Genomic DNA, 13,852 nt, shown 5'->3' on the forward strand with positions numbered 1-13,852 from the left:
TTTTTTATTCAGTAAAAAAAATTGAATTGCACCCTATGATGCAATTCAAATGAGATACACCTAAATAATTCTTTAATCATCTCAACTATTGAGTGTTGGTGACTTTTAACAGATGTTGAATCGCCTCTAGAGCCATAATCATAGATTTTGGATCAACTAAATCCTTGCTATCACAAGCTTGGTGATAACATGGTGCAAAATCTAAAATTATTTCGCCCTCGTTTGCACCTGGACGTTCTTGTTCATTAAATAAAATGATCGATGTGACCGGCACTTTTCCTAGAAATGGTGCTGTGTCACTTGCTGTTAAAGTGGTAATGTCTTCTTTGATGGTTAAGTTCTTTGCTTTAAAGAATGATTTTAAATGTTCTTCAAGCGCAGTATCCCCTTGATGACTAGGTAAAGACTTTAAACCATCAATCATTGGTTTATAGTCAGATTCAGATAATCCAGCAGACTTAAACTGGGCTTCTAAATCTTTTAATGAAGATTTATCTACATCAGCAACCAAAATATTCGGATTTTTTGTACCGACCATATCAACATTAATATAAGCCTTTATTCCCTTCAGCTGTTCAGGTGTCATTTTAGCAACAAAATCTTGCGAACCTCCGATACCATCTTCTTCAGAATCCCAAAATGCAAGGTAAATTGTATTTTGAGGATGATTTTCAGATTTTGAATAATGTTGTAATAGCTCTAATAGAACGGCTACACCTGTACCATTATCATTGATCCCAGGCCCTGTGGTCACAGAATCATAATGCGCACCGATTATCGTAGCTAAATCAGGATTTTTACCTTTGATTTCAATAATAATATTTTGACCTACGAGATTATTACGATTTTCAAATGGCAACATCTGAGCGTGTAAACCAGCTTTTTTTGCCTCTGCAATAATGTAAGTTGCAGTAGCCTTACCACCATCCGTTCCAACTGCGCGATTACCGCCATGAGCTGCTGCAATATTTTCTAAGGCGCTAAGATGACTCATGAGACGTTGTTCGATCGAATTCGAAGTATTGCTTTTAGTAGTTACTTGTTGATTTTGATTTGGTGTATGTGAGCAAGCACTCAACATAAAAATACTGGTCATTAATGCTGTTAAACAAAGTATTTTTTTCATTGTCATGTGGATATCAGTTTATTAAGAATTCCATTTTAGAGAATAACCTTATTATATCCACAGATTTTTGTAATAAAAAAAGAGCCCGAAGACTCTTTCTATTTATGTTGCTAAATTTTTAATTAACCGAATCGACCCGTAATATATGCCTCAGTCAATTGATGATCAGGTTGCGTAAAAACTTTTTCTGTCGAATTCACTTCAATCAAATCACCTAAATGGAAATAGGCAGTACGGTCTGATACACGTGCAGCTTGTTGCATTGAGTGCGTAACAATTGCAATAGTATATTGTGTTGAAAGCTCAGCGATTAACTCTTCAACTTTAGCCGTCGCAATCGGGTCAAGTGCTGAACAAGGTTCGTCCATTAAAATCACTTCTGGCGAAACTGCAATAGTTCGAGCAATACACAGACGTTGCTGTTGACCGCCTGATAAACCAGTTCCAGGCTGATTCAAACGATCCTTAACTTCATCCCACAAACCCGCTTTACGTAAACTATTTTCAACGATCTCTTCTAGATCGTATTTGTCACGTGCTAAACCATGAAGTTTAGGTCCGTATGCAACGTTTTCAAAAATTGATTTTGGGAATGGGTTTGGCTTTTGGAACACCATACCCACTTGCGCACGTAGTAATACTACGTCGAGATTAGGATCATAAATGTCTTGATTATCCAACATGACTTTACCCGTTACCCGACAACTATCTATCGTGTCGTTCATACGATTTAAAGTACGTAGAAATGTTGACTTACCACATCCAGATGGACCAATAAAAGCAATCACTTCATTTTGGTAAATATTAAGATCAATACCTTTAATCGCTTCAGATTCACCATAATAAACGTGAACATCAGTTGTGCTCAATTTTACAACATCCGATTTAGCTTCTTTTTTATTTTCGCTTTGCGTGTCAAATTGTGAAACAAACGAAGTTGACGTTTTTTGATTTGCATCTTGAGATGTAAATTGTGTTTGATCTGAATTCACTGATTGATCCTTTTTTAAGGAATTTTGAGTTACTTGCGAAGTTACTGTATTCATATTTTGCTCCGACTACCAACGGACTTCAAATTTCTTACGTAACCAGATCGCTAAACTATTTAAGCTAATCATCATCGCAAGGAGAACAATAATGGCTGCAGCAGTACGACCTTCAAAGAAGTTACGAAGTTCATTACCCTGCCACAAGAAAATCTGTACAGGCAGCGCTGTAGATTGATCAAATGGACTTGCTGGAACACTGGCTACAAAAGCACTCATACCAATCAACAACAACGGCGCAGTCTCACCCAATGCTTGAGCCACACCAATAATTGCACCTGTTAAAATACCTGGTAATGCCAAAGGTAGAACGTGATGAAAAACAGTTTGCAGTCTTGATGCACCCAATCCTAATGCAGCTTGGCGAATCGAAGGTGGAACGGCTTTTAAAGAAGCCCGTGTCGTAATAATCACCGTTGGCAATGTCATTAAACTTAACACAAGACCACCCACCAAAGGAGCAGATAATGGTAAATGCATCCAACCAATAAAAATTGCAGCACCAAGCAAACCAAATACAATCGATGGAACAGCAGCTAAATTATTGATGTTGACTTCTACAATATCTGTAATCCAGTTCTTTGGTGCGAACTCTTCAAGATAGATCGCAGATGCAACGCCGATTGGAATCGAAATAAAGATTACAATCAACATCATGAACAATGAGCCCATGAATGCACCAGCTAAACCAGATGTCGCTGGTGAACTACGAGAGTCAGGACTCGTGAAAATATTCGTGTTAAATGAATTTTCGATGACACCTTTAGCCTTGAGTTCATCAGCAATTTGACGAATCTCAGGACTAAGTTGTTGCTGTTCATCTGGCAAAGAACGATCAATATTACCTGCAAGCCACACATCAATATTTGCATCAGCAAGGACTTTTACATCGACTGTTTTACCAACCAAGCTTGGATCATTCATCACCATATCACGGATACGATATGCTTCAGAGCTCGTATAGATATAGCTTAAATCATCACGTTGTGCTTCAAGTTGAGGATCTTGTTTGATCATTGCATTGATGATCAATGCATCCCAATCCACCATGCCAACTTCAGTCTGCCACTCAATAAAGCGTTCTTCATACTGAGCTGGATTCTCACCTTCAGCCAGTACAGGTTTTGGACCAACTTCAATAATTTTTGGATCGAAATAGATTGGCAAATTCATGCTACTTTGCCAAAAAGCAGGCAAGCCTTTCGCTAAAATACTACCGAATAGCAATACTACGAAGAATAAGCCAGCAATCACTGCTGAAAAACCGAAGAAACGGAACGTCTTTTCTTTACGATGACGTTTAGCTAAAGAATTCTGAATAGTCTTCTTACGCTTTTCTCTAAGCTGCTCAGCTGTTGCTGAATCAACTGTCTCGAGAGTATTAGGATTAGAAGTACTCATTAGTCGTATTGCTCACGGTATTTACGCACGATGTAAAGTGCAACAATGTTCAAACCTAAAGTAATCACAAACAATGTAAGTCCTAGTGCGAAAGCTACTAATGCTTGCGGACTTGCAAAGTCAGTATCACCTGTTAATTGATTAACAATCGTAATCGTTACGGTCGAAACAGCTTCTAATGGATTTGCGTGTAAAAGAGGACTGTTACCAGCTGCTAGAACTACGATCATAGTTTCGCCAATTGCACGGGAAGCAGCCAATAAAAATGCACCAATAATGCCAGGCAACGCTGCTGGAATGACCACTTTACGAATCGTTTCAGATTTGGTCGCCCCTAATCCTAAAGATCCATCACGTAATGCTCGAGGCACTTGAGTAATAATGTCATCAGATAAAGAAGACACAAAAGGAATGATCATGATTCCCATGACAAAACCTGCAGTGAGCGCACTCGTTGCGTTGATATCAATTCCAACCATTGCCCCTACAGTTTTAATAAATGGGCCAATAATCATGAGTGCAAATACACCATAAACGATCGTTGGAATACCAGCTAAAACTTCAATGGTCGGTTTTGCCCAAGAACGGAAGCGAGGAGAAGCATATTCAGCCAAATAAATCGCGATCATTAAACCTACTGGTACAGCAACCAATAGTGCGATCCCACTGACCATGAGCGTACCCCACAACAATGGAAGTAAACCATAGCTTCCTTCTGCACTTCCCGAAGTACTGAAACCCGGGTTCCACTCTGTTCCAAAGAAGAAATCAAAAGGATTAACAAAGCTGAAGAAGCGCATCGCTTCTCCAAACATCGACATTACAATTCCAAGTGTTGTAAGAATTGCTACACCAGAACATAAAGCTAAGCCAACATTGATGACTTTCTCGACCTGATTACGCGCTCTAAAATCTTGGCTAATTCTTTTTTTTGCCCATACTAAACCTGCCAATGCAGCGCAAATGACAACTGCTAATTTTGCAAAAGAGGCAATAGTTGAAAATTTACTCAGTTGCTCTGCAGCTGCAACTTCATAGGACGTTGCTGTATCACTGACACCAAATCCGGACGCAATCGCTTGAACACGGTCAACAACTACGTTTAGGCTTGCTGGATCTAGACTTGCTTTAATATCCTGTGGCAAATGATTAAGCACCACCTGCTCCAAGATCGTTGGCTCAACCAAGTTCCAAACAATCAAAATTAAAAATGCAGGGATACCACACCACAACGCAACTAATGCCCCATAGTAACCAGGACGTGAATGCAAAGCGGCAGAGTTATTTCCCTGACCTGCTAAGTTACGGCTTTTGCGTAATCCGATTTGATAGGCAATGGCGATGATCGCCAGTAACACACCTATAAGTAGCAGATTCATGTATTCTCCACTGTCTTTTCAATTTTCATGGTTTGAAAAAACTTTTTTCAATGAAAAAACCAATGGCAGGATAATTCCTGCCATTAGTTTGTCGTTTGATTACTTAACAGCTTTACCTGCTTTAAAGTTTGCCAAAATTGATGCGCGCTCTTTGTCAGAGAGTGAAATTAAGCCCGCTTTTTCTAACTTAGAACCTTTACCTGAAACACGCTTGTTTAAGAAATATTCAGTAAACTGTGGTAAACCTTTGATTGATTTCAAGTGTTCACCTTTTACATAGAAGAATAATGGGCGTGATACAGGGTAAGAACCATTTAAAATCGTGTTTTCAGACGGTGCCACATTGTTCACAGTTGCAACGCGTAAACGGTCACGGTTTTGATCATAGAAACCTAAACCAAACACACCAACAGCACTTGGAGAAGTTTTTAAGCGTGCAAGTGTTTCTGTATAGTCACCCGCAATTTCCACAACACGACCATCTTTACGGAACGTTGTGCAAGCTTTCTTTTTGGCATCTTTATCTAAAGCTTTAATAGCAGCATACGATTCACAACCAGCGTCCACCATTTTCTCCTGGAAGACTTCACGTGTACCATGATTCGAAGCTGGGATTACAAGCGTGATTGGCTCATTTGGTAATGATTTATCAATTTGATTCCAACGTGTATATGGGTTTTTTACCATTTTACCGTTTGAAGGCAATTCAGCTGCCAAAGCTGCAAATACATGTTGTGGACGTAATTTATAAGCTGCTTTGTTAGCATTTGAAGCAAATACGATACCGTCGTAACCGATTTTAATTTCTAATACTTGGTTAACGCCATTTTTCTTACATTCAGCCAATTCGCTCGATTTAATTGCACGAGATGAGTTAGCAATATCGATCGTATTGTCGCCAACACCATTACAAAATTGTTTTAAACCACCCGACGAACCGCCTGAACCAACTACTGGTGTTTTAAATTGAGGGAAGTTATTACCGAATTCTTCAGCCACAATACTTGCATATGGCAATACTGTAGAAGAACCCGCAATTTGAATTGTGTCACGTGCTGCATTTGCGGTTGTTGCTACAGCTGCCCCAGAAAGTGCTAATGCAATTGCAATATTTGTAAAGCGCATCATGTTATCTCTCAATTTATGCAAATTTGGAGTACGCTACTTTTTATTGAAGTATTGTACTTATTTCGATACATGCATTTTGATTTGATAATATGACAATAAGGTTACAGCTTTATTACGATTTTATTATTTTTATTACACCAACCTGCTTATTTATTTTTTAATTATATTTCAACAATTTATAATAATTACGGTTAAATACTGATGTTTTTATTACCTACTTATTCTTTAATAATTATCCCCCTAATTCTGCATAAAGATTTTTTCAATCATGATCTAAAAATATGTCAAAGTTATGAATTTTTAATATCAAAAAAGCGCTCAATTGAGCGCTTTTTTCAAAAAACAATCTATTAATCGATTGGTGGCGTATATGTACCATCAGCAATTGAAGCTTTGATGCGATCAGACTCAGCCAGTACAAGCGCAAGCAAGTTCTTCACATTGTCTAAAGTTGCTACTGGACTTAAAGTTGTCATTTTCAATGATTGAACCTGACCGACTTTAGTCACACCAATATTCGCTTCACCACGTGCAAACAATTCATCCGCAACGTTTTGGTTCAGTGTATCGAGTAATTCTGTTGGGTAACCTTCAGGAATTACACGGAATAAGACTGATGCAAATTGTGGCTCAACCAATAACTCTAAACCATCTGTTGCTTTAATATAATCTGCAACATCACGCGTTAAAGTAACACCATGGTCAATCATAGAGCCGTAAAGCTCTTCACCGAGTGCTTCAATCGTCATCCACAATTTCAACGCATCAAAACGACGTGTTGTTTGTAGCGATTTAGACACTAAGTTTGGTACACCATGCTCTTCATCATAAGCAGAGTTTAAGTATTCCGCTTCATAATGCATAAAGCGATAGTTCGCTTCATCTTTAAGTAAGAATGCACCACAAGAAATCGTTTGGAAGTAATGCTTATGGAAATCAAGTGTGATTGAATCAGAAAGCTCGATACCATCTAACAAATCACGGTGATTATTAGATAGGATTAAAGCACCGCCCCATGCTGCATCGATATGCATCCACGCGCCGTACTTGTTGGTGATTTCACGGACTTTCTTTAAAGGATCAATTGCACCCGCATCGGTAGTACCTGCAGTTGCAACCACACATGCCACAATTTTGCCTTCATTTTGAAGGTGTGCCATGGTTTTCTCTAGTGCATCCATGTCCATACGCGCATTTTCGTCGACAGGCACAGTCACTACAGATTGGAAGCCCATTCCCATCATCGCCATGTTCTTTTGCACAGAGAAGTGAGCATTTTCAGAACAAATGACTTTAACGTTTCGCATCGCTTCCGCAGGTACGCCATCACGCTGAACAGACCACGGATTGCCGTTTTCGTCTTTCCAGTTTTTCGCGATACATGCATCACGTGCAAGCAATACACCCATCAAGTTTGACTGCGTACCGCCAGAGGTGAACACACCTGCTTGACCTGCACCATAACCAACTTTTTGACGAAGCCAATCGATCAACTGAACTTCCATCAATGAACCTGCAGGGCTTTGATCCCATGAGTCCATCGATTGGTTAGTTGCGTTAATGAGTACTTCTGCGATTTGGCTAGTCACCATAGTAGGACAATGCAAATGCGCTAAAGAATGAGGATGATGTACTTTTAAGCTCTTATTAAGGAATAGCTCAACCATACGCTGTAATGACTTTTCCACACCCAATCCTTCTTTAGAAGGATTAAATGCAATTGCACTGCGTAGCTCTTTAATGCTACCGCCTGTGTACATTTTGTCATTTTTTAACCAAGCTGCTACTGCTTGAGTTGCCTGATCCATTGCTGACGTATAGTCAGCAATGGATGCAGCATCATTACAGAGCAAAGCTTTACGGTGTTCTGCAAAATCTACCATGAATTAAGCGCCTCGTACCGCAACTAATGCTTCAGAAATTGCTTTCTTAAAGCGCACAATTACTTCTTCACATTCAGCTTGGTTAATAATTAATGGGCAAAGTAGACGAATCACTGTACCGTTACGCCCACCCTTTTCTAACAACAATTTGTTGTTGAAACACGCTGCTTGGATTGCAGCAGCCAATTGACCATCTGCAGGAAGTGAACCCATATGGTCAGCAGGTTTACGCTCATCAACGATTTCGATACCGATCATTAAACCGCGGCCACGTACATTACCGATACATGGGAATTCTACAGCTAATTTCTTCAATTCAGCTTGAAGGAAATCACCGCGCTCTTGTGCGTTTTGCGCAAGATTTTGCTCTTTAATCGTTTTGATCGTAGCAAGACCAGTACCCATAGCCAATTGGTTACCACGGAAAGTACCCGTGTGACCTGCAGGCTGCCAAGCATCAAACTTACGCTTAATACCAAGTACTGCAAGTGGTAAGCTTCCACCTACTGCTTTCGACATCACTACAACATCAGGTTCGATACCCGCATGTTCAAAGGCAAACATTTTTCCTGAACGCGCGAAACCAGCTTGTACTTCATCAAGAATTAAAACGATGTTGTGCTTTTCAGTCACTTCACGAATTTTTTTCAACCATTTCACAGGTGCTGTAACCACACCGCCCTCGCCTTGAATCGCTTCAAGGATAACTGCAGCAGGCTTAGTCACACCGCTTTCAACATCTTCGATGAAGTTTTCAAAGAAATAAGTAAGCGCGTCAACACCCGCTTCACCGCCTAAACCTAGTGGGCAACGGTATTCATGTGGATACGGCATGAATTGAACGCCTGGCATTAAACCATTAACAGCGTTTTTAGCAGACAAATTACCTGTCATTGCTAATGAGCCGTGAGTCATACCATGGTAGCCACCAGAGAAGCTGATCACAGTGCCACGGCCAGTATATGTTTTTGCAAGTTTAATTGCTGCTTCTGTACCATCTGCACCAGATGGACCACAGAACTGTAGGCAGTACTCTTCTTTACCACCCGGTAATTCAGCAAGTAAAGCTTCAGTAAAAGCATCTTTTAAAGGTGTCGTTAAATCCAAAGTATGTAATGGAAGACCACTCGCTAAAGTGTCTTGAATACTTTGAATGACCGCAGGATGATTATGGCCCAAAGCCAATGTTCCTGCCCCAGCTAAACAATCGAGGTACTCTGTACCTTCAACATCAGTAACCCAGCAACCTTGTGCTTTTGCTATCGCTAACGGCAATTTACGTGGATAGCTACGAACATTAGATTCCATCTGACTTTGGCGAGTCAAATAGTATTCGTTAGTAGAATTAGGTGCAGGATTTACAGAAGAAACGCTCATATCGAATTACCATCTCTGATATGGGTTAATAGAAATAAGTCGGGTGACTTGCGGTCCTTTGACTCGGTGCTTTATAGAGTTCTAGTTAGCCTATTGTGTAGAGTTATAACTAGAGGGCGCGATGATAACGAATTTTGAAATAAAATAAATAGATTTCTATCGTTTTCACCAGCAGATTCTAAAATATTAATGTGACAAATTGATAACTTGTATAGATTTCAAACTGTACCACTTCTATTTTAGATAAGTTTGAACTTGAGCTAAAGTAAAACAGTCCAAATTATGCAAAAAATGTCCAATTTTTTTTGCTGATTTGAACTGACTTTTTCAGTATTCCTAAATTCGAGCTTGGGCTAAAGCATAGTTTTGTAACATTATGAATCTTATATATTCATGTAGTTGTACGTGTGTGATTAAAACCACTTTTTTCACTCATTTTTTTAAGAATAGTTTCAAGAGCTCTCGATTAAAATACATCAGCAACCCCATCATCACAACGACAATCCCCCACAAGGCGTCATTATGAATAATTTCATTATTTAAGGATGCCCCCAAAACTAGGGCGATGACTGGCGTCATGACATTACTCAAAGACACTGTCGACGCTGCTAAGCGGCGAATTAACCAAAAATAGCACAGCATCGCAACAATTGATGACATGATCATTGTGAATAAAAAACCCACCATCGCTTGTGTACTTGGTAGCACGGTTGGGATTTGTTTCCAAATAAATGGAATGATTAAGAGTGATCCTAGAGCTGAAACGATTAATGAACCAGTCGCCTGACTCATGGGGCTTAAAGGTGCATTAATTTGTTTGACCCAAAAAATCGAACTGATATACGACACCATACTGATCAGCATCAAAACCACACCCCAAGGATTGACTCGCTCATCTGCAGATTCTGCAAAAACAAATGTGAGACCTAATACGGCAATGACCATTCCACTCCATTGCAAAATAGACAACTTATGTGTTTTTAGAATGAGATGTCCAATGAGACCTGCAATCAATGGCGAAAATCCGAAGATCAGTGCCATTAAGCCTGACGTTAAATAATTCGCTGCCAAATAGATAAATAACTGCGCACCTATTAAATTTAGGCTACCAGCTACATAACTTTTCAGCGATACATGATCAAACGGGAGTGGATCACGCATCATTTTGAGTAACGCCAAAGCAATTATAGATGCACCAAAGTATCGAATGATGAGCACCCACATTGGATGAATTTCTGCAACACTCCATACAATGGCAAGTGGTGTTGCAGCCCATATCAATACCAATAAGGCATATATACTCGCAACGACCATTATATTTGAGGAACTAGAATTCATAATTTGCTCAAAATTAAATCAATATTTTCTTAGGCACATAAAAAACAGACCTAAGTTACCCTAGGTCTGTTGCACAATCTTACCAAGTTTACTTCACAAGTTTACGAAGGTCTTGGCTAAGATCTAAATATTTATCTGCTTCAAATGCAGCTTGTTTGCTAATCAATTTTTTAAGATGACGCATTTCTTTAGCCGCATTTACCGTAATACCACCAACAATAATACCGTCAGTCACACCGAACAATACAAATGAAGATTCTGCGCGTAGCTCAGGATTGATTTCACCACGTACTAACCACTCAGCTGCTGCCATATCACCTACGAATTGGTAGTTAATGTCCAACTGGTCTGTCCAAAACCATGCTGGATTAGGAGTAGGATGTTCTACACCCATCACATGGCGTGCAAAGATACCTGCTTGAAGATTAGCATTTTCCCAAGTCTCAACACGACGGTGGTTACCACAGTCACGAAGTTGAGTTGCCACATCACCTGCCGCATAAATATCAGCATTTGAGGTTTGGCAATTTTCGTTTACTTTGATCGCGAGATCAACGTCAAGACCAGCGTCAACTGCCAACTGCGCATTTGGCACAATACCGATACCATAAACCACAGCATCCGCACGAAGTTCTTGGCCATCGGCTAAAGTCACCACGATTTCTTCACCATCAAGCTTGCAGTCTGCAATTGAGGTTGAAAGACGGACATCCACACCTGCCAATTTTTGCTGTTCAAGCAAGAATTCACTCAAGATACGTGGCGATGAACGACCCATCACCATTGGACCCATTTCAATGACAGTGACTTCACACTCTTTGAAACGCGCAGATGATGCAAGCTCAAGACCGATTACACCACCACCAATCAGGATGATACGTTGACCTTTTTGTAACACTGGTACAAGGGCTTGTGAATCTTCAAGATTACGCAGCGTGTAAACATGTTTGCCAAGTGCATCGAAGTTTGGAAGACGACGTGCTGCACCGCCAGTTGCAATCAGCAATTTGTCATAAGCAACAACATCACCATTTTGAAGTTCGACAGTTTTGGCTTCAGCGTTGATTTTCACGACACCATTACCGCGAATTGCTGTCACACCAAGATCTGCTAATTTTTCTTCAGATAAAATTTCAATCTTGGTTTCTTCAGGTTTTAAAATCACGTCTTTAGACAGTGGTGGACGCTCATAAGGAAGATGCGTTTCATCACCAATTAATGTGATTTTACCTTCATATTTGTTTGCACGAAGCTCAAGGATCGCACTTGCGCCTGCTTGACCCGCACCAACGATGACGATGTTGTTTACATTGCTCATGGGATTAACCTTTTAATTCCGCAGATACGATACCGAAGCCCGCAATCCACTCACTAATATCTTCATAGCAGTGAGTTGTCATTTCATACTCACCAACTTCGCTCAGTGCAGCAAATGCTGCCATCCAGCAACGCACTTCTTGACCACCACGACCACCTTCGACACGAATTTCTGCCTCAGTCATCGCTTCCATTGCAGCAAAATCTGCTTGTTTAAATTTCTCAAGCAATGCGATATCCCATTCAGGGCTCAGCGGTACTGCAACTGATGTATCTCCAGCAGCAAGTTTCTGACCAACTGCAATAATTTTCGCTTGACGCGCATTACGTGCTTCTTCAGTTGGATTACGGCCAGCAATTAAAAACTCTTCAACTTCTGGTGGCACTGAACCCATTTGAGGTGTTGGTGGATCATGAGACAAACCACCTGTACCCAATACAAGTACACGCTCATTTTCAAGATTAAGTGACTTAATATATTGTCCAACCGCACGGCCTAAAGCAATGGTACGCTTTGTGGTTGGCATTGGTGCGGCAGCGCCATTAATAAATATTGGAATCGTTTTATAACGATCAAGTTTTCCATCACAAAGGAAGTGTAATGGTTGAGTCACACCATGGTCAGCCTGCATACGATATGAGTATGCAACATCAACACCTTCATCTAGAACTTGACGCACAAGTGCCAAAGCCTTGTCTTCAGGAACATCGATTTTATTGTCAATTTTACCGTAATCCCAGTCACCAGCAGCCGTAGCACGGATACCGACACAGAAACTTGGCATAAGGTCGTAGAAAAAACCGTTAAAATGGTCTGGACCAAAAGTAATGATCAGTGTTGGATCGTAAGCTTTTACTTCAGCAGATAATTGTTCAAAAGCAGCACGTACTTTTTGCTCTTTTGACTGATCTTGAGGTGAAGCAAATTCCATTAAAGGACTGTGCGAAGCACAAATAAGTTTAACGGCCATGAGAGACTCCTTAAAAGGAAGGCAGCCTTAGAACAGGCTGCCGATAAGTCCATTTTTTAGACTAGATTTTATTCGTCAAAGAAACCAGCACGTGGTTGACGTAGACCACGAATACCCAAACCACATTCTGCATTGATCAGAACACCAGTTAAAGGTCGGTTATTTTGACGAGATGCCAAGAGCACATAAGAACCTGTCATTTCTTCAGGCTCAGGTAAGAAGTTCAACGGCATACCACGCGCGATTTTCTCAGGATCACGCGCATCTAAAAGACCTAGATTTTCTTGGCCTAATGATGCAGCACCTTTAATGTTTACATTCATACCTGACGGCGCAACAGCATTCACACGAACTTTGGGTGCAAGCTCGTACGCCAATTCCTTCATGATGCCTACGCCAGCATGCTTAGATGCTGTGTAAACTGGACCACCACCCGCAGAATATAATGCTGAGTTAGATAGTGTGAAGATTATCGAACCTTCAGATTTTACTAACTCATCAAGTGCAGCTTTAGCACCTAGAATTAATGCTTTCGTATTAATTCCCATGATTTCGTCAAACGCTTTATCAAGTTGCTCACCTGAAGTATTGACGATATCTGCGTAGTGATCCCAGATTCCTGCATTACCAATAAAGCAATCAAGCTTACCAAAACGCTCAACAGTTGCTTTTACAGCACGGACATTGTCTTCATAGTTGGCAACATCACCAGCGATTGCAACAATTTGATCACCAAAGCGTTCTTTTAAAGCATCGACTTTAGATTGTGAACGTTGTAACACACCAACGTGTGCACCTTCTTCAAGGAAGCGTTCAACTAAAGCCCAACCTAAACCAGAACCACCACCTGTGATCAGTGCAACTTCGCCTTTAAGCCAACCCATGA

Annotated in this window: 11 protein-coding genes; all 11 read right to left on the reverse strand. The window is 40.4% G+C overall.

The features are described 5' to 3' along the window. Positions 1 to 85: 85 nt before the first annotated feature. On the reverse strand, positions 86 to 1,132 hold the full coding sequence (locus AC1M9N_RS06750) for a M20/M25/M40 family metallo-hydrolase (RefSeq protein ID WP_481954485.1): 1,047 nt from the start codon (positions 1,130 to 1,132) through the stop codon (positions 86 to 88). Between the two features lie 116 nt (positions 1,133 to 1,248). Continuing rightward, complete coding sequence (gene pstB / locus AC1M9N_RS06755; RefSeq protein ID WP_035267112.1) at positions 1,249 to 2,172, reverse strand: phosphate ABC transporter ATP-binding protein PstB; 924 nt, start codon at positions 2,170 to 2,172, stop codon at positions 1,249 to 1,251. A 12-nt stretch (positions 2,173 to 2,184) separates the two neighbouring features. After that, positions 2,185 to 3,573, reverse strand: coding sequence for a phosphate ABC transporter permease PstA (gene pstA / locus AC1M9N_RS06760; protein ID WP_481591394.1), 1,389 nt, complete (start codon positions 3,571 to 3,573; stop codon positions 2,185 to 2,187). Continuing rightward, positions 3,573 to 4,952 carry a phosphate ABC transporter permease subunit PstC gene (gene pstC / locus AC1M9N_RS06765; RefSeq protein ID WP_481595950.1) on the reverse strand — a complete coding sequence of 460 codons (1,380 nt, stop codon included), beginning with the start codon at positions 4,950 to 4,952 and terminating at the stop codon, positions 3,573 to 3,575. The genes pstA and pstC overlap by 1 nt, the downstream gene beginning before the upstream one ends. A gap of 99 nt (positions 4,953 to 5,051) precedes the next feature. Beyond that, complete coding sequence (locus AC1M9N_RS06770) at positions 5,052 to 6,077, reverse strand: substrate-binding domain-containing protein (RefSeq protein ID WP_179997953.1); 1,026 nt, start codon at positions 6,075 to 6,077, stop codon at positions 5,052 to 5,054. Positions 6,078 to 6,430: 353 nt separating this feature from the next. Continuing rightward, positions 6,431 to 7,963: a pyridoxal phosphate-dependent decarboxylase family protein gene (locus AC1M9N_RS06775; protein WP_481954486.1), complete on the reverse strand. Its 1,533-nt coding sequence runs from the start codon at positions 7,961 to 7,963 to the stop codon at positions 6,431 to 6,433. A gap of 3 nt (positions 7,964 to 7,966) precedes the next feature. Beyond that, positions 7,967 to 9,340, reverse strand: a complete 1,374-nt coding sequence (locus tag AC1M9N_RS06780; protein WP_481591392.1) for a diaminobutyrate--2-oxoglutarate transaminase — start codon at positions 9,338 to 9,340, stop codon at positions 7,967 to 7,969. 432 nt (positions 9,341 to 9,772) lie between these two features. Then, on the reverse strand, positions 9,773 to 10,678 hold the full coding sequence (locus tag AC1M9N_RS06785; protein ID WP_481595948.1) for a DMT family transporter: 906 nt from the start codon (positions 10,676 to 10,678) through the stop codon (positions 9,773 to 9,775). Positions 10,679 to 10,766: 88 nt separating this feature from the next. Continuing rightward, complete coding sequence (gene hcaD, locus AC1M9N_RS06790; protein ID WP_481595947.1) at positions 10,767 to 11,996, reverse strand: 3-phenylpropionate/cinnamic acid dioxygenase ferredoxin--NAD(+) reductase subunit; 1,230 nt, start codon at positions 11,994 to 11,996, stop codon at positions 10,767 to 10,769. 4 nt (positions 11,997 to 12,000) lie between these two features. Next, positions 12,001 to 12,966, reverse strand: coding sequence for a 3-carboxyethylcatechol 2,3-dioxygenase (locus AC1M9N_RS06795; protein ID WP_481591390.1), 966 nt, complete (start codon positions 12,964 to 12,966; stop codon positions 12,001 to 12,003). A gap of 68 nt (positions 12,967 to 13,034) precedes the next feature. Next, positions 13,035 to 13,850 (reverse strand): 3-phenylpropionate-dihydrodiol/cinnamic acid-dihydrodiol dehydrogenase, encoded by an 816-nt coding sequence (hcaB, locus tag AC1M9N_RS06800; protein ID WP_035267124.1) that lies wholly within the window; start codon positions 13,848 to 13,850, stop codon positions 13,035 to 13,037. Positions 13,851 to 13,852 lie beyond the last annotated feature (2 nt).

It is taken from the genome of Acinetobacter sp. ANC_7655 (assembly GCF_056784015.1).

What these genes read in the sequence shown, in the direction of transcription:
- AC1M9N_RS06750 (WP_481954485.1), bottom strand. Translation starts at nt 1,132, where the DNA reads ATGACAATGAAAAAAATACTTTGTTTAACAGCATTAATGACCAGTATT.
- pstB (WP_035267112.1), bottom strand. Translation starts at nt 2,172, where the DNA reads ATGAATACAGTAACTTCGCAAGTAACTCAAAATTCCTTAAAAAAGGAT.
- pstA (WP_481591394.1), bottom strand. Translation starts at nt 3,573, where the DNA reads ATGAGTACTTCTAATCCTAATACTCTCGAGACAGTTGATTCAGCAACA.
- pstC (WP_481595950.1), bottom strand. Translation starts at nt 4,952, where the DNA reads ATGAATCTGCTACTTATAGGTGTGTTACTGGCGATCATCGCCATTGCC.
- AC1M9N_RS06770 (WP_179997953.1), bottom strand. Translation starts at nt 6,077, where the DNA reads ATGCGCTTTACAAATATTGCAATTGCATTAGCACTTTCTGGGGCAGCT.
- AC1M9N_RS06775 (WP_481954486.1), bottom strand. Translation starts at nt 7,963, where the DNA reads ATGGTAGATTTTGCAGAACACCGTAAAGCTTTGCTCTGTAATGATGCT.
- AC1M9N_RS06780 (WP_481591392.1), bottom strand. Translation starts at nt 9,340, where the DNA reads ATGAGCGTTTCTTCTGTAAATCCTGCACCTAATTCTACTAACGAATAC.
- AC1M9N_RS06785 (WP_481595948.1), bottom strand. Translation starts at nt 10,678, where the DNA reads ATGAATTCTAGTTCCTCAAATATAATGGTCGTTGCGAGTATATATGCC.
- hcaD (WP_481595947.1), bottom strand. Translation starts at nt 11,996, where the DNA reads ATGAGCAATGTAAACAACATCGTCATCGTTGGTGCGGGTCAAGCAGGC.
- AC1M9N_RS06795 (WP_481591390.1), bottom strand. Translation starts at nt 12,966, where the DNA reads ATGGCCGTTAAACTTATTTGTGCTTCGCACAGTCCTTTAATGGAATTT.
- hcaB (WP_035267124.1), bottom strand. Translation starts at nt 13,850, where the DNA reads ATGGGTTGGCTTAAAGGCGAAGTTGCACTGATCACAGGTGGTGGTTCT.